Source organism: Mesorhizobium sp., assembly GCF_017306585.1.
Lineage (GTDB): Bacteria > Pseudomonadota > Alphaproteobacteria > Rhizobiales > Rhizobiaceae > Mesorhizobium.
Genome location: NZ_JAFKIC010000179.1, coordinates 1 through 15,827, shown reverse-complemented (window position 1 = coordinate 15,827; position 15,827 = coordinate 1). Strand labels below are relative to the sequence as shown.

At 63.7% G+C, this 15,827-nt stretch carries 19 protein-coding genes; 5 read left to right on the top strand and 14 right to left on the bottom strand.

Annotation, left to right across the window (positions count from 1 at the left end; translation table 11 throughout):
* Positions 1-62: 62 nt before the first annotated feature.
* A complete protein-coding gene (locus tag J0I79_RS21505; RefSeq protein WP_292863607.1) occupies positions 63-950 on the top strand; it encodes a LysR family transcriptional regulator in 888 nt (295 codons plus the stop codon).
* Positions 951-959: 9 nt separating this feature from the next.
* On the opposite strand, the gene J0I79_RS21500 is transcribed toward J0I79_RS21505, so the two are convergent.
* The 3 genes from J0I79_RS21500 to J0I79_RS21490 are packed head-to-tail and all read right to left on the bottom strand — an operon-like array spanning position 960 to position 2,404.
* A complete protein-coding gene (locus J0I79_RS21500; protein WP_292863604.1) occupies positions 960-1,490 on the bottom strand; it encodes a GNAT family N-acetyltransferase in 531 nt (176 codons plus the stop codon).
* 37 nt (positions 1,491-1,527) lie between these two features.
* Entirely contained in the window at positions 1,528-1,836 is a 309-nt protein-coding gene (locus J0I79_RS21495) for a hypothetical protein (RefSeq protein ID WP_292863601.1), read from the bottom strand.
* A gap of 4 nt (positions 1,837-1,840) precedes the next feature.
* On the bottom strand, positions 1,841-2,404 hold the full coding sequence (locus J0I79_RS21490) for an XRE family transcriptional regulator (RefSeq protein ID WP_292863598.1): 564 nt from the start codon (positions 2,402-2,404) through the stop codon (positions 1,841-1,843).
* A gap of 153 nt (positions 2,405-2,557) precedes the next feature.
* Here J0I79_RS21490 and J0I79_RS21485 point away from each other — a divergent pair, with 153 nt between their 5' ends.
* Positions 2,558-4,390, top strand: a complete 1,833-nt coding sequence (locus J0I79_RS21485) for an ATP-binding protein (protein ID WP_292863595.1) — start codon at positions 2,558-2,560, stop codon at positions 4,388-4,390.
* Between the two features lie 218 nt (positions 4,391-4,608).
* Here the strand turns inward: J0I79_RS21485 and J0I79_RS21480 are convergent, their stop codons facing one another.
* Positions 4,609-5,403 (bottom strand): GGDEF domain-containing protein, encoded by a 795-nt coding sequence (locus J0I79_RS21480; protein ID WP_292863592.1) that lies wholly within the window; start codon positions 5,401-5,403, stop codon positions 4,609-4,611.
* A 105-nt stretch (positions 5,404-5,508) separates the two neighbouring features.
* Positions 5,509-6,498, bottom strand: coding sequence for a tRNA (adenosine(37)-N6)-dimethylallyltransferase MiaA (gene miaA / locus J0I79_RS21475; protein ID WP_292863641.1), 990 nt, complete (start codon positions 6,496-6,498; stop codon positions 5,509-5,511).
* Here miaA and serB point away from each other — a divergent pair.
* Both serB and J0I79_RS21465 read left to right on the top strand, forming a co-directional pair.
* Positions 6,488-7,375 carry a phosphoserine phosphatase SerB gene (serB, locus tag J0I79_RS21470; RefSeq protein WP_292863589.1) on the top strand — a complete coding sequence of 296 codons (888 nt, stop codon included), beginning with the start codon at positions 6,488-6,490 and terminating at the stop codon, positions 7,373-7,375. The genes miaA and serB overlap by 11 nt on opposite strands.
* Positions 7,372-7,935 (top strand): GNAT family N-acetyltransferase, encoded by a 564-nt coding sequence (locus J0I79_RS21465; RefSeq protein WP_292863586.1) that lies wholly within the window; start codon positions 7,372-7,374, stop codon positions 7,933-7,935. The genes serB and J0I79_RS21465 overlap by 4 nt, the downstream gene beginning before the upstream one ends.
* On the opposite strand, the gene J0I79_RS21460 is transcribed toward J0I79_RS21465, so the two are convergent.
* From J0I79_RS21460 to J0I79_RS21425, 8 genes are all read right to left on the bottom strand, one after another.
* Complete coding sequence (locus tag J0I79_RS21460; RefSeq protein ID WP_292863583.1) at positions 7,936-8,196, bottom strand: pilus assembly protein HicB; 261 nt, start codon at positions 8,194-8,196, stop codon at positions 7,936-7,938.
* The gene (locus tag J0I79_RS21455; protein ID WP_292863580.1) at positions 8,193-8,618 is read right to left on the bottom strand and encodes a putative toxin-antitoxin system toxin component, PIN family; all 426 of its coding nucleotides are present in this window, start codon (positions 8,616-8,618) and stop codon (positions 8,193-8,195) included. The genes J0I79_RS21460 and J0I79_RS21455 overlap by 4 nt, the downstream gene beginning before the upstream one ends.
* A gap of 56 nt (positions 8,619-8,674) precedes the next feature.
* The gene (locus J0I79_RS21450) at positions 8,675-10,195 is read right to left on the bottom strand and encodes a DegQ family serine endoprotease (RefSeq protein ID WP_292863577.1); all 1,521 of its coding nucleotides are present in this window, start codon (positions 10,193-10,195) and stop codon (positions 8,675-8,677) included.
* 144 nt (positions 10,196-10,339) lie between these two features.
* Positions 10,340-10,528 (bottom strand): DUF2065 domain-containing protein, encoded by a 189-nt coding sequence (locus tag J0I79_RS21445; RefSeq protein ID WP_292863575.1) that lies wholly within the window; start codon positions 10,526-10,528, stop codon positions 10,340-10,342.
* A 6-nt stretch (positions 10,529-10,534) separates the two neighbouring features.
* Complete coding sequence (locus J0I79_RS21440) at positions 10,535-11,503, bottom strand: protease modulator HflC (protein ID WP_292863572.1); 969 nt, start codon at positions 11,501-11,503, stop codon at positions 10,535-10,537.
* Positions 11,503-12,618 carry an FtsH protease activity modulator HflK gene (gene hflK, locus J0I79_RS21435; protein ID WP_292863569.1) on the bottom strand — a complete coding sequence of 372 codons (1,116 nt, stop codon included), beginning with the start codon at positions 12,616-12,618 and terminating at the stop codon, positions 11,503-11,505. The genes J0I79_RS21440 and hflK overlap by 1 nt, the downstream gene beginning before the upstream one ends.
* A gap of 167 nt (positions 12,619-12,785) precedes the next feature.
* A complete protein-coding gene (locus tag J0I79_RS21430) occupies positions 12,786-13,304 on the bottom strand; it encodes a dihydrofolate reductase (protein ID WP_292863566.1) in 519 nt (172 codons plus the stop codon).
* Positions 13,304-14,317: a DUF4424 domain-containing protein gene (locus tag J0I79_RS21425; RefSeq protein WP_292863563.1), complete on the bottom strand. Its 1,014-nt coding sequence runs from the start codon at positions 14,315-14,317 to the stop codon at positions 13,304-13,306. The genes J0I79_RS21430 and J0I79_RS21425 overlap by 1 nt, the downstream gene beginning before the upstream one ends.
* A 191-nt stretch (positions 14,318-14,508) precedes the next feature.
* Here J0I79_RS21425 and cobF point away from each other — a divergent pair, with 191 nt between their 5' ends.
* Complete coding sequence (cobF, locus tag J0I79_RS21420) at positions 14,509-15,279, top strand: precorrin-6A synthase (deacetylating) (RefSeq protein ID WP_292863560.1); 771 nt, start codon at positions 14,509-14,511, stop codon at positions 15,277-15,279.
* A gap of 104 nt (positions 15,280-15,383) precedes the next feature.
* Here cobF and J0I79_RS21415 read toward each other — a convergent pair whose 3' ends face one another.
* Positions 15,384-15,725: a winged helix-turn-helix domain-containing protein gene (locus J0I79_RS21415; protein WP_137931849.1), complete on the bottom strand. Its 342-nt coding sequence runs from the start codon at positions 15,723-15,725 to the stop codon at positions 15,384-15,386.
* Positions 15,726-15,827: the final 102 nt, after the last annotated feature.

Here is a 15,827-nt window from a genome sequence, read left to right as displayed (position 1 = left end):
GTTGGCCGCGCCAGAGGCATAATTCAAATTATCATTTTTTGGCCTATGCCCCTGAAATGCTAATGGCTAAACGAACCGTTCCGACCTTGCCTCCGCTTGACTGGCTGCGCAGTTTTGAGGCCGCGGCGCGGCTGTCGAATTTCACGGCGGCGGCAGCCGAACTCGGCCTTACCCAGGCGGCCGTCAGCCAGCACATCCGCTCGCTGGAGGAGCGGCTGAAGACCCGGCTGTTCTCGCGGCTGGCGCGCGGCGTGGCGCTGTCACCCGAAGGCGCGGCCTACCTGCCCCATATCCAGTCGGCCTTCGCCACCATCGGCAACAGCACGGCCGAATTGTTCGAACCGCGCGCGGTGCAGACCGTCAGCCTGCGGGTGCCGATCTCCTTCGCCTTGCTGGCGTTGGTCCCGGCACTGCCCGATCTGGCCGGTGCGCTGCCGCACATCCAGCTCGACCTGATGACGATCCATCGCCCGACCGACTACGATCTGCCGGGCTCTACCCTCGACATCCGCTTCGGCAACGGCGTCTTTCCCGGACGCGAGGCCGACAGGCTGACCGCCGAGCGGCTTGTGCCCGTCGCAAGCCCGACCCTGGCCGGCGCCGCCGACTGGACATCCCTGCCGCTGCTTCTGGTCGCCGGCGCGCGCGAGATGTGGGCGGAATGGTTCGCGGCGGCCGGACTGGCCGGCCATCCCCGTCGGTCGCACCGCTTCGACAGTTTCGTTGCCGCGCTGGAGGCGGCGAGTGCCGGCGCGGGCGTGCTTCTGGGCTCGCGGCCGCTGGTCGATTCGGCGCTCCGGAGCGGCAGCCTCGTCCCGCTCTCGGACTTCGAACTTTCCAGCACATCGGGACATTTCCTGACCAAGGCATCGACCGCGCGCCTGACCAGCGCCGAGCAGGATTTTCGCCGCTGGCTGCTGCAGCGCCTTTCCGGCCCGGCCTCATCTTAAGCCGGCAAACTACCGCGACTGCGCACCGATACGCTTCCAGTAGATCAGCGTGCCGGTCAGGCCGCCATGCGGCTTCAGCGCATAGTCCGGTATCTCTCCGGCGAGCGTGAAACCAAGTTTTTCGTAGAGGCCGGAAGCACCGTCTTCCGTCGCCGTGTCCAGGACGAGCAGACTGCGCCCTTTCTCGACGGCGAGATGTTCCGCGGCCCGCATCAACCGAGTGCCGATACCCCTGCCCCGATGGCCGACCGATGTCATCAGCTTGGCGATCTCGGCCCGGTGCGGCTGGTTGGGCGGATAGTCGAGCAGAAGCGTGACGGTACCGGCCAGGACCTCGCCGTCCCAGGCGCCGAGCACGACCCTTTCGCCCCTTCCCGCGGCTGCCAGAGACCGCTCCCAGAACGCGCTGGCCGCCTCCTTCGCCAGCGGATGCATGAAGCTGACCGAACCGCCGGCGGCAACGGTTTCGACCAGCAGATCGGCCAGCATCGCCAGCGTCTCAGCACTGGCGTGAACCGGCTTGATTTCGATGGAATTCATATTGTCCTCGCGATTGATCGATCCGACAGCGCCACCGTCAGCCCAGATGGCGCGCCCGCCGCCGCTTGCGCCCAGCCTTGATGGCGCTGATGCGCTCGGTGTCCTCTTCCCTGAGGTGATGCCCGCGCTCCAGGATTTCGAGCGTGTATTCCCCATAGGTCAGGCCCAGCCGCTCGGCCTTCTCCATGCGCATCAGCATGACGTCGCGGCTCGGCGCCTTCCAGGCCTTGGCGTGCGCGGCCTGCCAGGCGAGGAAGATGTAGGGATCGCCCTTACCCCAAGGTGGTCCCTTGTACTCATCGAGCGGCGGCCCCCCATTGTGGGAGCGTCTTGGCCGTCCTGCCATGATGTCAGCCTCTGACCAGCGCGACGAGATAATCGGCGCCGGGCTCCAGCGCATGGAAGGTGCAGTCCGACGGCGCGCCGAGCGCCAGGCAGTCGCCGGGCTCCAGTCTGTGCACAACCTCGCCCTCGGTGAATTCGAGCAGTCCCGAGATCAGCCAGATCTGCTGCTTGATGAAGGCATAGGACGCCGCCGGCAGGCTCACTTTTGCCCCAGCCGGCAGATGCACCTTGATCAATTCGAGCGGCATATCGCTGGCCGGCGACAGATGCCGCCTGACATAGCCGGTGTCGGGATCGCGCCAGACCGGTTGGTCGCCAGCGCGCAACAGCCCGCCACCTTGCAGTTCTGCCCGGGCGATAAGGGTCGACAGGGTCATGCCGAAAGCCGCCGCGATGCGCACGAGAAGTGCCGCGGTCGGGCTGGTCATGCCGCGCTCGATCGTGCTCAGCATCGCCTTGGACACGCCGGATCGCTCGGCGAGCTCGGCCAGCGACCAGTCCCGCATTGTCCTTTCGGTGTGAATCCGCTTGCCGATGGTCGAGGAAATATCGTTCGCTATATCATCCATATTTCCATTATAACGAACTTGAGAAATTGGTGAAGGGCTTTTGGCGACAATTCTCGCTTCGCCCTTAATCCTCTCTACACCATCCAGCCTCATCCGACCTTAACCCCGCCCCTGTAGGGTCGACGCTCCAGGGAAATGGGGATTGGCCTGTCCATGTATGTCGAACGCGAAGCCTCCGTCGGAGAACCGACATCGCAGGAGCGCCGCAAAGCCGACCAGAACGACAAGCGCATCCTGGGCAATGTCGTGCAATGCGACGGCGCGCGCGCCACGATCAGCGCCTATGCCGATGACATCGACGGCGCGGTGACCGGCCTGTGGACGGTCGGCAAGATGATCTCGATCAATCTGGGCACGACGCGAACCGTTGGCCTGGTCTACGCCATCGGCAAGTCGGACCGCGCCTGGAGCAGCGAGGGCCAGAACGCCATCGAGGTCAGCATCGAGCTGGTCGGCGAAGTGCGCGACGGCGCCGAACCCGGTGCCAAGCCGGTCTTCGACCGCGGCATCACCACCTATCCGCATATCGGCGCCGTGGCGCACCGCATCCGCACCCGCGACCTGCAGGCCGTCTACGATCTTGCCGGCCGTCATTCGATCACCGTCGGCTCGCTGGCGCAGGACGAGGCGATTGCCGCCAATATCGCCATCGACGACACTTTGGCGCGCCATTTCGCCGTGGTCGGCACCACCGGCGTCGGCAAATCCACCGCCGTTTCGCTGCTGCTGCGCAAGTCGATCGAGGCGCGGCCCGATCTGCGCATCCTGATCCTAGACCCGCACAACGAGTTCGCGGCCTCGCTGCCAGAATATTGCGTCAAGGTCGATTCCAAGACGCTCGACCTGCCATTCTGGATGTTCAAGCTCGAGGAATTCGCCGAAGTGCTGTTTCGTGGGCGCGAAACCGTTCCCGAAGAGATCGATGCCCTGCGCGACCTCATTCCGCTGGCCAAGAACCTCTACCGCAACCCGAATTCAGGCGCCTATCTCAGGCGCGGCAGCGACGCGCTGACCGCCGATACGCCGGTGCCCTACCGCATCGCCGACCTGCTCAAGCAGATCGACGAGCGCATGGGCATGCTCGAAAGCAAGAACGACCGCCCGACGCTCAAATCGCTGAAGACGCGCATCGAATCGGCCTCGGCCGATCCGCGCTACCGTTTCATGTTCAATTCGCGCCTGATCGAGGACACCATCCACGAAACGATCGGCAACATCTTCCGCGTGCCGCATCATGGCCGCCCTGTGACCTGCTTCGAGATGGCCGGCATGCCTTCCGAGGTGGTGAATTCGGTCTGCTCGGTGCTGGCGCGCCTGGCCTTCGACCTGGCTCTCTGGAGCGAAGGCAAGCTGCAACTGCTGCTGCTGTGCGAGGAAGCCCATCGCTACATGCCCGCCGACGCGCGGCTCGGCTTCGCGCCGACCAGGCACGCGCTGTCGCGCATCGCCAAGGAAGGCCGCAAATACGGCTGTTATCTCGGCGTCGTCACCCAGCGTCCGGGCGAGCTCGACCCGACCATCCTGTCGCAGTGCTCGACCTTCTTCGCCATGCGGCTCGCCAACGAACAGGACCAAGCCATTATCCGCTCGGCAATCGCAGATTCCTCGGCCTCCACGCTCGCCTTCCTGTCGTCGATGGGCCAGCGCGAGGCGATCGCCTTCGGCGAAGGCGTGGCGACAACCATGCGGCTGAAGTTCGAGAAGCTGCCGAGCCATCTGCTGCCCGGCACGGCCAAGCGCACGGAAGACATGCCGTCGAAACCCGGCGATGTCGACCTGGTGGCGATCGTCGAGCGGCTTCGCAACGTGCCGAAACCCCAGAGCCAGGCCATGGCCTTCGCCGAAGTCGTCGACACCGGCCGGCAGGCCGGCGACCCCGATTACCGCAAGCCGGCAGCCCCGGCGCGTGTAGCGGCCGACGAGGATTTCGACACGCGCTATGGTTTGAAGCCCGCGACCTTCGGCCTGCGCCCGCAAAACGATTGAGCTTACGGCTTCAGACCCCGACAGATTCTAGAGCCAAGTGGAACGTCAGCAACCCTGCGTCGTTGCCAAGCCTGGGTAAATCCCTTCAGGGAATTCGTCAGGCCGAGTCGGCTGGTGCTGTTTCGAGAATCGGAGCGGAGCGGACATCAAGTCCGTGAGCACCGGAAGCGCAGAAAACGGCGGCAGACGGCCGGCCTCACGAATTCAATGACGGGATTTCAGGCGCAGACGCGGTTGCGGCCCTGCCTCTTGGCTTCGTAGAGCTGGCGATCCGCGCGGCGATAGAACTCTTCGGCCGTTTCCTTGCGGTCCCAGACGGCAAGGCCGACGCTGGTGGTGATCTTGAGCCGGACATTGTTGCCCGACAGGATCGACATGTTGGCGATCGCCTTGCGGATGCGCTCGGCGAACTTGGCCAGGAGATCTGCGTCCATGTTGGGCGTGACCACGGCAAACTCCTCGCCGCCCAGCCTTGCCACCACGTCGTGGTAGCGCGTCATATCCTTCAGGCAACTGGCGACGGCCTTGAGCACCTCGTCGCCGACATCGTGGCCATGGGTGTCGTTGACCTGCTTGAAATGGTCGAGATCGAGGATCATCAGGCCGACCGGCTTCTCGATGCGCCGGAACTCCTCGAGATACTCCTTCAGCGCGTCATCGAAGTAGCGTCGGTTCTGCATGCCGGTCAGGCCGTCGGTCAGGGCGGCGTGCTCCAGCGTTTCGGAACGCGCGCTGAGCGAAACCGTCATGGCTCGTAGCTTGCCCTCTTCCGTCGCCTGTTTGCGGATCAGCGGGTAGATGAAGAAGATGCCGAAAAACAGCGCCGTCGCCAGAAGCACGCCGGTCGCGAACAAGAGCTTGTTGAGATAGATGACCTTGTCGAGGCCGGACTGCGTATGCAGCTCCATGGCGAAGGATTGCAGCAGTCCATAGGCATGCAGCGTCACCAGGCCGGCGGCCAGGATCACGAAGATAAAGACGAAAAAAGCGGATTCCGCCTTATGGAAACGCATCTGCTCCCCGATGGAAAACTACCCACCGACCTTATGCCACGGACCGACTTACGGAGCGTTAATTCCGACAACCTCGACGGGAACTCTTCCCTCCGGGTCAACTTTTTAAGTTGCATTAGCAACAAGCGTTTGGATCGTGGTTTCGAGATCGTCACCAGCAGACAATCTTCGCCATTGCGGCCCCAACTGGTGGCGAAACCACGTCGCCTGCCGCTTGGCATATTGCCGGGTCGCTATCTTGGCGCGCTCGATCGCCTCGGGAAAGGTCGACGATCCGGCCATCGCCGCCTGCAGTTCGCGAACGCCGATCGCCTTCATCGCCGGCAGGTCCGGATCGAGGCCAAGCGCCGTCAATTGCCTGACTTCTTCCAGCGCGCCCTTGTCCAGCATCTGGTCGAAACGCCTCTCGATACGATCGACCAGCGCCGCCCGATCCGGCTCGATGACCAGGAAATGCGCGGTTCGTCCATCGATCAGCGGCCGGCCCCGCTCGGCCTGCCACTCCAGGATCGACCGGCCGGATGCATCCAGCACCTCGAGCGCCCGCACGATGCGCTGGCTGTCGGTCGGCTTCAGTTGCATGGCAACTTTCGAATCCTCCCGCAGCAGGATGCCATGCAGCTTGACCGCCCCCTGTTCCTTGAGTTCGTAGCGCCAGCGGTCGCGCACACGCTGCGGAATATCCGGCATTTCCGAAATGCCCTCGGCCAGCGCGCGAAAATAGAGCCCGGTGCCGCCGACGAAGACCGGGCGTCGCGAGAGCGATCCCTCAGGCCGTTCGAAGAACGTGCCTTCGTCGATCAGCTTCATCACATCACGCAGCCATGCACCGGTCGAATAGGCAGTGCCCGGATGGACATGGCCGTAGAGAAAATGTGGCGCGCGCGCCAGGTCGGCCGCCTCGGGCCGTGCGGTCAGCACGTCGAGCACCGAATAACCCTGCATGGAATCGGTGTTGACGACGACACCGCCGGCACGCACCGCCAGTTCGAGCGCCAGAGCCGACTTGCCGCTGGCGGTCGGCCCGGCTATCAGGATCGCGTTCTTAACGCGGCCTTCGCCCGCATCCGCGCCGGAATTCTCCATGCCATTCATTGCCACGCTTGTTTCCCGTCCCGCTGACCGCGCTTTGTCGCCCTCGCTTGCGAATATGGCCTCACGGTCGGTCGGCGCAAGCGCTGTCGTCTGGCTGGCTGACGGGATTGCGTGCGATCTTGCCCTGCCGCAAGGCGCGGAAGCCGCCGGTATGGCCGACGCTCTGCGCACCGCATTGGCCTCGGAGCCGGTCGACGTGATCATCCAGCAGGCTGAGACGAGGCGAAAGAAGATCCTGATCGCCGACATGGATTCGACCATGATCGACCAGGAATGCATCGACGAGCTGGCCGACGAGATCGGCGTCAAGGAGCATGTCGCCGCCATCACGGCACGCTCGATGAATGGAGAGATCGCCTTCGAGCCGGCGCTGCGCGAGCGTGTTGCGTTGCTCAAGGGGCTCGACGCCGCCGTCGTCGACCGCATCGTCGCCAACCGGCTGACACTGGCTTCGGGCGGGCGGGCGCTCGTCCAGACCATGCGCGCCGACGGCGCCTGGACAGCGCTTGTCTCGGGCGGCTTCGAAGTCTTCACCACGCGCATCGCGGCAATGCTGGGTTTTCAGGAAAACCGCGCCAACCGCCTGCTCGAAGAGGGCGGACGCTTCACCGGGCTGGTCGGCGAGCCGATCCTCGGCCGCGCCGCCAAGGCCGAAGCGCTGACCGAGATTTCGGCCCGCCTTGGCCTGACGCCGGCCGACGCCGTCGCCGTCGGCGACGGCGCCAACGATCTCGACATGATCCGTCTTGCCGGCACCGGCGTCGCCCTGCATGCCAAGCCGGCCGTGGCGGCGCAGGCAAAAGTCCGCATCGATCATGGCGACCTCACGGCGCTGCTCTATCTGCAGGGATTCAGGCAGGAGGAATTCGTCCAATGAAGCCCATGCGCACCGAGCGCCTCATCCTGCGCAACTGGGAGGAGCGCGACCGCGAGCTTTTCCATCGCATCAACTCCGATGAACAGGTCATGGAGTTCTTCCCGTTCCGCCGCGACCGCGCCACGGCCGACGCCAAGATGGACGAGTTTCGTGGCTGGATCGCCGACGACGGCTATGGCTTCGCCGCCGCCGAGATCATCGAGACAGGCGAATGCATCGGCTTTATCGGCCTTTTCGACACCGATCACCTGCCCTTCCTGCCACCCGGCACCATCGAAATCGGCTGGCGGCTTGTTCCCGAATTCTGGGGCAAGGGCTATGTCACCGAGGCCGCCGAGGCATGGCTGGCCTATGGTTTCGAAACCCTGGGCGTCGACGAAATCGTGTCTTTCGCCGTCGCGGACAACCACCGCTCGACCGCTGTCATGAAACGGCTCGGCATGACGGCAGATCCGTCGGCCGATTTCGACCATCCGGGCATTCCCGACAGCCATCCCGCGCTCAAGCGGCATGTCTTCTACAGGCTGACGCGCGCCCAATGGCGTGCCAACCATCGCTGATCAATGTCTGTCGGCCGGAAGTTCGTCGCCAGGTTGCGGCGGTCTGTCGGCGACCCGATCCAGCATCCTCGCGAAATCGCTGGGTGATGCATCGCCTGCCCGACGACGCAGGAAGTCGGCGGCCGTTTCCATTGCTCCGACCTTCTGCGCCACAGCCGATGCAATCCACTGGTTGAGCGAGACACCATCGGCCTTCGCCAGGCGTGCGGCCGCTTCTTTGACGGACAACGGCAATTTCAATGGATAGGTCGCCTTGCTCATGCTCGAAATCCTTTCAGGAACTCGGCCGGATCTAGAACTGGGACGCCAAAACGGTTCGCCGCAACCAGAAAATCCCGACGATTGTGAGTCACCAATACATCTGCATGGCCGTTGATCGCCGCTTCAAGCACCATCTCATCTTTAGGATCGCTCAATTGCGGGCGCCAGAGAAAGTGCAATTCCACAGGCTCCGCCAAGGTGGCAAAGCCGGCCAGAAATCGATCGAGATCCGCAGCCGACAGGCCATGAACCGCTATCTGCTCCGGCCGCGACAGAACGGTTTCATACTCTAGAAACAACGCTGTCGTGACTAATGGGCAAACTTGTCGATCCGCAACCAAACGCAGGATTGCGAAGGAGGCGCCATTCCTGCTCCGCAAACCCGCCGTCAGAACATTTGTATCCAGTACGATCCGCTTCACAGGCTAAAATAGTACATCCCATGGGATGTTACAATATGACCGTCGGCTACCGCTCACTAATCCATCCGGATCGTTACGAACCGCAACTCACCCGTCTTGGACGCCAGCATCAGCAGCGCGTTCTTGCGGCCCTGCTCCTTCAGCGCGCCGATGCGGTCCATGACGTCCTTGGGCGTGGCGACCGATTCCTGAGCGATCTCGGTGATCACCTCGCCCGGCTGGATGCCGCGCTCGGCCGCCGCTGAATTCTTGGCCACATCGGTGATGACGACGCCCGAGATATCGGCGGCGATGCTGAACTTCTTGCGCGTATCGTCGTTGAGTTCACCGACGGTCATGCCGAGCACCGATGCGGTCGAAACGGCCGGTGCCTTGTCGCCCTTGCCCTGGTCCGTATTGCCATTGCCGTTCTCGCCATTGGCGAGCTTCTCGCCATCCTCGAGCCGGCCGAGCGTCACCTTGACCGTCTGCTCGACGCCCTTGCGCACGATCAGCACGTCGACGGCCTTGCCGACCGGACTTTCGGCGACGACGCGCGGCAGGTCGCGCATCTCATGGATATCCTTGCCGTCGAACTTGATGATGACGTCGCCGGCCTGGATGGTGCCGTTGTCGACAGGGCCGCCCTTGATGACGCCGGCCACCAGCGCGCCCTTGGCGGTCGCCATGCCAAGGCTTTCGGCGATGTCGTCCGTCACCGGCTGGATGCGTACGCCGAGCCAGCCGCGCCGCGTCTCGCCATACTGGCGAAGCTGATCGACAACGCCCGAGGCAAGCTGCGAGGGGATCGAGAAGCCGATACCGATCGAGCCGCCGGACGGCGAAATGATGGCCGTGTTGATGCCGATGACCTCGCCCACGCTGTTGAACAGCGGGCCGCCGGAATTGCCCCGGTTGATCGCGGCATCGGTCTGGATGAAATCGTCATAGGGGCCGGAGTTGATGTCGCGGTTGCGCGCCGAGACGATGCCGACCGTTACCGTGCCGCCGAGACCGAACGGGTTGCCGACCGCCATCACCCAGTCGCCGACGCGCATCTTGGTGGAATCGCCGAACTTCACCGCCGTCAGCTTGTGGCCCTTGGGATCGACCTTCAGCACCGCGACGTCGGTCTTGGTGTCGGTGCCGACCAGCGTCGCCTTCAAGGTGACGCCGTCGGAGAAATTGACCTCGATATCGTCGGCGTCGGCGATAACGTGGTTGTTGGTGACGACAATGCCCTGCTCGGCGTCGATGACGAAGCCGGAGCCCAGCGACTGCACCTTCTGCGAGCCACCATCCTTCTCGCCACCACGGTTCTTGAAGAAATCGTCGAAGAAATCCTGGAAGGGCGAGCCTTCGGGCAGTTGCGGCATCGGCACCGCGCCCGGGCCTTCCGTGCCCTTGACGGTCTGCGAGGTCGAGATGTTGACCACGGCGCCGAGCACGCCTTCCGCGAGATCGGCCACCGAAGCAGGCCCGTCGGCGGCGAATGTCGGCGTCACGAAGGACGGAACGGCGGTGGCGCCCAGAACGAGTACTGCCGCGCCGGCCACCAGCGTCCGTCGGGTGGCGCGCAAAAAGCTATTGGATGTCATCGAGAAGCCTCCCGGCATTTCTGAAAGAGAAAAGCGCTTCGACGAAAACGCCGTGTCGCGCCATGATGGCAAAAAATACGGCACGTTTGCGGCTATGACTATCGGCAGAGTGTAAATCGAGCGTTATTCCGCAAACCCTCGTCTCTACCCGCCCCGCACCAGCCAGACGATGCCGACGCCGATGGCTATCGCAACCAGCCCGGCAATGCGCAGTGCGTTCTCCGGCAGCGACAGCACTTCCGTGGCAAGCTTCCGGGCCAAGCCCGGAAAGCCGCCATAGACCAGTCCTTCTATCACCAGGACGAGGCCGATGGCGGCGAGAAAATCCTGCACCGGCCGTTACTGGCCGGTGCTGGGTTGCGTTGCCGGCGCGGCCGGTGCCGTGGCTGGCGCGGCCGGAGCCGCCGGTGCCGGCCTTGCCGGTCCTTCCTTGCCGTCGGGATCGCGGAAGTAGCGGAAGAATTCCGAACTCGGCGACAGCACCATGGTGGTGCCGGTGTTGTCCAGCGCGGTGCCGTAGGCATTCATCGACCGGTAGAAATCGAAGAAGGCCGGATCGCGCTTGTAGGCATCCGCGAAGGTGGCGCTGCGCTGGGCTTCGCCCTCACCGCGCAGGATCTCGGACTCCTTCTGCGCTTCGGCGATGATCTCGACGACCTCGCGGTCGGCGCGGGCACGGATGCGCTGCGCCGCCTCGTTACCCCTGGCTCTCAGCCTTTCGGCCTCGGCCAGACGTTCGGCCTTCATGCGGTCATAGGTCTGCTGCGAGACCTCGGCCGTGAGGTCGGTGCGGCGGATGCGGACATCCTCAATCTGCAGGCCGAGCGACGTGGCGTCGGGCCGCAACTGGTCGCGCACTTCGCGCATCATCACCGCGCGCTCTTCCGAGAGTGCCGCCTCGAAGTCGCGCAGACCGTAGACGCGGCGAAGCGCTGCGTCGAGACGGGTCCTGAGCCGCGCCTCGGCCAGTTCGATCTGGCCGGACACCGCGGCGCGGAAGACGCGCGGATCCGAAATGCGGTAGGCGATGAAGGCATCGACCTCGTAGAACTTGCCGCCCGAAACCTGGACGCGGATGTTGTCGAGGTCGAAGCGCAGCACGCGGTTCTCGATCAGTTGCACCGTGTCGGCGTCGAAGAACGAGAACGGCGCCTTGAAGTAGATGCCGGGTTCGGTCTTGACGTCGACGATCTCGCCGAAGCGCAGCACCAGCGCCTGCTGGCGCGCATTGACCACGAAGACCGAGGAGTAGATCAGGAACAGGATGACCGCCGCGATGACGACGAAAACGGGGAGACGGTTACCCATTACTGGTTACCTCCCGTGTTCGCGCCAAGCGCGGCCGGAGCCGGCGCCTTCTGCTGCAATGCCGGCAGCGGCAGGTAAGGGACGACCCCCTGCCCGTTGCCCTGTTCGACGATGACCTTGCCGGAGTCCTTCAGAACCTTCTCCATGGTTTCGAGATAGAGGCGCTTGCGCGTGACATCGGGCGCCTTGGCGTATTCGTCGTATACGGAGATGAAGCGCTGCGCCTCACCTTCGGCCTCCTGCACGACCCTGTTCTTGTAGGCGGCAGCGTCTTCACGGATCTGCGCGGCTTCACCGCGCGCCTGGCCAAGCTTCTGGTTGGAGTACTGGTTGGCCTGCTCGACGAACTTGTCCTCGTCCTGCTCGGCGCGTTGCACTTCGTCGAAGGCGTCGGCCACTTCGCGCGGCGGCGCCGCGTCCTCGATCGAGATGGCGTTGACCTGCAGACCGGCCTTGTAGCCGTCGAGGGTCGTCTGGATGATCTCGCGCACCGAGGCCGCTATGCCCTGGCGGTCGTCGCGGAAAATATCCTGCGCCGGACGCCGGCCGACGGCTTCGCGCATCGCGCTTTCGGCGACCTGCCGCAGCATGCCGTCCGGATCGGAAACGTCGAACAGATAGGCGCGGGGATCGGAGACCTGATAGGCCACGGAAAACTGCACGTTGACGATGTTCTGGTCGCCCGAAAGCATCAGGCCGTTGCCGCTGGTGTTGCCTCCGCCGATGTCGACGAGCTGCTCGGAAATCTTGGCCGTCTCGACCGTCTCAAGCGGCCACCAGTGGAAGTGCAGGCCCGGCTGCGAGAGTTCTGCTTTCGGCTTGCCGAAACGCAGTTCGACCGCGACCTCGTCCGGCTGCACGGTATAGACAGCCTGGAACGCCCATAGCACGACCAGCACAAGGCCGATCAGCCCGAACACGGCCGGACTGGCGCCGCCGCCGCCGGGCAGCGCACGCCTCAGCCTGTCCTGGCCACGGCGGATGATATCTTCGAGATCGGGAGGCGATCCCTGCGGGCCGCTCGGTCCCTTGGGGCCCTGCCCCCAGGGTCCCTGATTGTTGCCGCCGCCGCCCCATGGGCCGCCACCTCCGCCACTTTTGTCGTTCCAGGGCATGAATGTCCTTTCGCTTGGTATTCCCTCAGGCACCGGAGTTACGGCGCAAATCCAGTGTCGTTCTTCTATAGGGACGCCAAAGCACGCTTTCAACGCGATACGCCGCCAACATTATCTGTTTTGGGGCTGTCGCGACCCTTTGTCGTCCTTCAATGCCGTTTTTGTCTTCAAACCATCTCGTGGCGGCGCTCGTAAATCGTATAGCGGGTCGCGTGGCTGTCCTTTTCGCCGGCCGGAACGTCCTGCGCGCTCACCACGCGCCAGGACTTCGGGTCGATCGGCGGGAAATGGGCGTCGCCGTCGACGGCGGCCAGCACATGGGTGACGTGCAGCCGGTCTGCCAGCGGCAGCGCCTGGGCGTAGATTTCGCCGCCGCCGATGACGCAGACCTCGTCGACGCCGGCCATGGATCGCCCGCGCAAATCGGCCAACCGGATCGCATCCTGCAACGAATTGGCCACCTCGACGCCCTCGGCGCGCCAGGCCTTGTCGCGCGTGACCACGATGTTCAGCCTGCCCGGCAGCGGCCGGCCAATGCCTTCATAGGTCTTACGGCCCATGATGATGGGCTTGCCCATCGTATCGGCCTTGAAGCGCTTGAGGTCGGTCGACAGCCGCCAGGGCAAGCCGCCATCACGCCCGATGACGCCGTTCTCGGCGATGGCGACGTAGATCGCGACATGCATCAATTGGCATCCCCGCCAGCGCTGTCCGACGGATTGAGGATCAGGATGTCGATGTCATGATCCGGGTAGAAATCCTTCGCCGTCATCTCGAAACTGGTCGGTCCGACCTTGTTGACGTTGTCGCCGCAGAACGAGACCAGCGCTTGCGGATTGCCCTTGTCGACCGTCAGCTTGAAGTTGCCGATGGTGCCCGTCGCCCAGTTGCCGCCCGTGGTCAGGATATAGGCGATGCGGCTCTCGTAGAATTTCGGATAGCCATCGGCCTTGGCCGCCTTGCGGATCGCGTTCTCGAACGTGTCGTCCATGCAGTAGCGCGTCTTGTAGTTGGCGTATTGCCCCTGGAATTTGCCGTCATAGAAGAAACTGACCGAGGACGTGCCGCCGACGCTCGGCTTGTAGTGGTGCGAGACGTGGACGTCCTTGTTGGCGGGAAAGGTCGAGCGCCACCAATAGGTCGAGCGCAACTGCCAGAACGGCGCGTATGGCGCATTGAGGCTCGGATCGCTGTCGGCTTCCGGGTTCTCGATGATGATGCCGCGATTGACCCAGTCGTCGGCCACCGCCTTGGGCAGCTTGGCCAGCGCCGTCTTGGCCGCGTCGCCGAACGGATTGAACGGCACGTTCTGCGCCTTCAGATCGGCGCTGATGTCGATGCCGAGCGCAAACACCTTCTGCTCGAGCTGCGGCTTGGCGGCAGCGCCGTCGATCGTCACCTCGAAACCGAGGAAATTGTCGCTCTGGTTCTCGGGGATCGCCGGCATCTCCTCCGGATCGCCCGCAATATCGGGCATCGGGAAGGCGACGATCGCGCTGACATCCTTGTCGGTGTTGTTGTGGAAGACGTAATCGACCGTAACCTTCTCAGGCGAGATGAACAGGTCCTCGCTCTGCATCGCCACCGCGTCGCTGCGTGACAGGATCAGGCCCCCGGTGCCGAGTTCGGCCACCGAATCGTTGGCCAATGCCGGCGCGGCCGAAACCGCCAGCGCCACCGTCAGAACATATCGCAACATCAAAGCCCCCTCGGCTGGAATGCCTGGATGACCCTAGCCGTTTCAACGCGGCGTTTCAAAGCCCTTCGCTTCGATGGGCACACCCATGTGCGGTCTGGACACGCCTACGGCGGTTTGGGCACGCGAAGAGCGGTCTGGACACGTAGTGGCGGTCTGGACTAATGGGTTCCGATCGGGCAGGAGTGCGCCGCATGCGCAAGCTTCTCGTCATCGGCGTCGGCGCCGGCAATCCAGACCACATGACCGTGCAGGCGATATCAGGCCTGAATCGCGCCGACGTGCTGTTCATCCCCGACAAGGGGGCTGCGAAGAACGACCTTGCTGAACTGCGGCGCGAGATCTGCGACCGCTTCGTCACCAACCCGAAGTCGCGCCGCGTCGAGTTCGACGTGCCGGTGCGGGCCGAGCCGGCCCCCTCTTACCGCACGACGGTCGACGACTGGCACGAAGCCATCGCCGCCATCTATGAAAGCCTGATCCTCAGCGAACTTGGCGAGGATGGCTGCGGCGCTTTCCTGATCTGGGGCGATCCCTCGCTCTATGACAGCGCGCTGCGCATCCTTGAGCGTGTACGGCTGCGCGGCAATGTCGGCTTCGAACTGGACGTGGTTCCCGGCATTACCGCCATCCAGGCGCTGGCCGCCAGCCACAAGACGGCGCTGAACCGCATCGGCGATTCGGTGCTGATCACCACAGGCAGACGCCTGACCGAGGAAGGCATGCCGGAAAATGCCGGCAGCGCCGTCGTCATGCTCGACGGCAAATGCGCCTTCAACACGCTGGCCGACCAGGATCTTTTCATCCAATGGGGCGCCTATCTCGGCACGCCGGATGAAATCGTCATCTCCGGCCGCCTCGGCGATGTCGGCGCCGAGATCGAAAAAGTCCGCGAAGAAGCCCGCCGGAGAAAGGGCTGGATCATGGATACGTATCTGCTGCGCAAGCCGGGTGGTAGGGAGTAGGAAATTGGAGAAATGAGGAATTGAAGAACTGAAGAATATGGGAGTGGATGTGGCCTCCTGCCTCCTACCAGTTCTTCAACTCTTCAATTCTTCAATTCCCCTCCCTACCCCGCATCGATCTCGGCCTGCAACGCATCCATATGCGTCGAGGCCGCGGCGGTCGCCGCGCGTTCGATGGCGCGAAAACGGCTGACCACCGCGAGGCCCACCGTCGTCAGTTGAGCCCCACCGCCCTTGCGGCCGCCGGTTTGCGCGGCGACCAGCGGCTTGCCGAACACCCGGTTCATGTCCTCGACCAGATCCCAGGCGTGCTTGTAGGACATTTCCATGCCGCGCGCGGCGGCCGAGATCGAGCCGAAAGTGGCGATGTGCTCCAGCAACTCGATCTTGCCCGGACCTATACGCCCATCGGGATCGAGATTTATCCGCAAGCTCAGAGACGGCATTTTTGCTCCTCCGCGATCTCGCCTGCTGCTGTCTCAGCAAGACCGTTATTCCAAATCAACATAGCGACCTTCGCCACATCTGTCAGCCATCGACCTCGACAG

What these genes read in the sequence shown, in the direction of transcription:
- J0I79_RS21505 (WP_292863607.1), top strand. Translation starts at nt 63, where the DNA reads ATGGCTAAACGAACCGTTCCGACCTTGCCTCCGCTTGACTGGCTGCGC.
- J0I79_RS21500 (WP_292863604.1), bottom strand. Translation starts at nt 1,490, where the DNA reads ATGAATTCCATCGAAATCAAGCCGGTTCACGCCAGTGCTGAGACGCTG.
- J0I79_RS21495 (WP_292863601.1), bottom strand. Translation starts at nt 1,836, where the DNA reads ATGGCAGGACGGCCAAGACGCTCCCACAATGGGGGGCCGCCGCTCGAT.
- J0I79_RS21490 (WP_292863598.1), bottom strand. Translation starts at nt 2,404, where the DNA reads ATGGATGATATAGCGAACGATATTTCCTCGACCATCGGCAAGCGGATT.
- J0I79_RS21485 (WP_292863595.1), top strand. Translation starts at nt 2,558, where the DNA reads ATGTATGTCGAACGCGAAGCCTCCGTCGGAGAACCGACATCGCAGGAG.
- J0I79_RS21480 (WP_292863592.1), bottom strand. Translation starts at nt 5,403, where the DNA reads ATGCGTTTCCATAAGGCGGAATCCGCTTTTTTCGTCTTTATCTTCGTG.
- serB (WP_292863589.1), top strand. Translation starts at nt 6,488, where the DNA reads ATGCCATTCATTGCCACGCTTGTTTCCCGTCCCGCTGACCGCGCTTTG.
- miaA (WP_292863641.1), bottom strand. Translation starts at nt 6,498, where the DNA reads ATGAATGGCATGGAGAATTCCGGCGCGGATGCGGGCGAAGGCCGCGTT.
- J0I79_RS21465 (WP_292863586.1), top strand. Translation starts at nt 7,372, where the DNA reads ATGAAGCCCATGCGCACCGAGCGCCTCATCCTGCGCAACTGGGAGGAG.
- J0I79_RS21460 (WP_292863583.1), bottom strand. Translation starts at nt 8,196, where the DNA reads ATGAGCAAGGCGACCTATCCATTGAAATTGCCGTTGTCCGTCAAAGAA.
- J0I79_RS21450 (WP_292863577.1), bottom strand. Translation starts at nt 10,195, where the DNA reads ATGACATCCAATAGCTTTTTGCGCGCCACCCGACGGACGCTGGTGGCC.
- J0I79_RS21440 (WP_292863572.1), bottom strand. Translation starts at nt 11,503, where the DNA reads ATGGGTAACCGTCTCCCCGTTTTCGTCGTCATCGCGGCGGTCATCCTG.
- hflK (WP_292863569.1), bottom strand. Translation starts at nt 12,618, where the DNA reads ATGCCCTGGAACGACAAAAGTGGCGGAGGTGGCGGCCCATGGGGCGGC.
- J0I79_RS21430 (WP_292863566.1), bottom strand. Translation starts at nt 13,304, where the DNA reads ATGCATGTCGCGATCTACGTCGCCATCGCCGAGAACGGCGTCATCGGG.
- J0I79_RS21425 (WP_292863563.1), bottom strand. Translation starts at nt 14,317, where the DNA reads ATGTTGCGATATGTTCTGACGGTGGCGCTGGCGGTTTCGGCCGCGCCG.
- cobF (WP_292863560.1), top strand. Translation starts at nt 14,509, where the DNA reads ATGCGCAAGCTTCTCGTCATCGGCGTCGGCGCCGGCAATCCAGACCAC.
- J0I79_RS21415 (WP_137931849.1), bottom strand. Translation starts at nt 15,725, where the DNA reads ATGCCGTCTCTGAGCTTGCGGATAAATCTCGATCCCGATGGGCGTATA.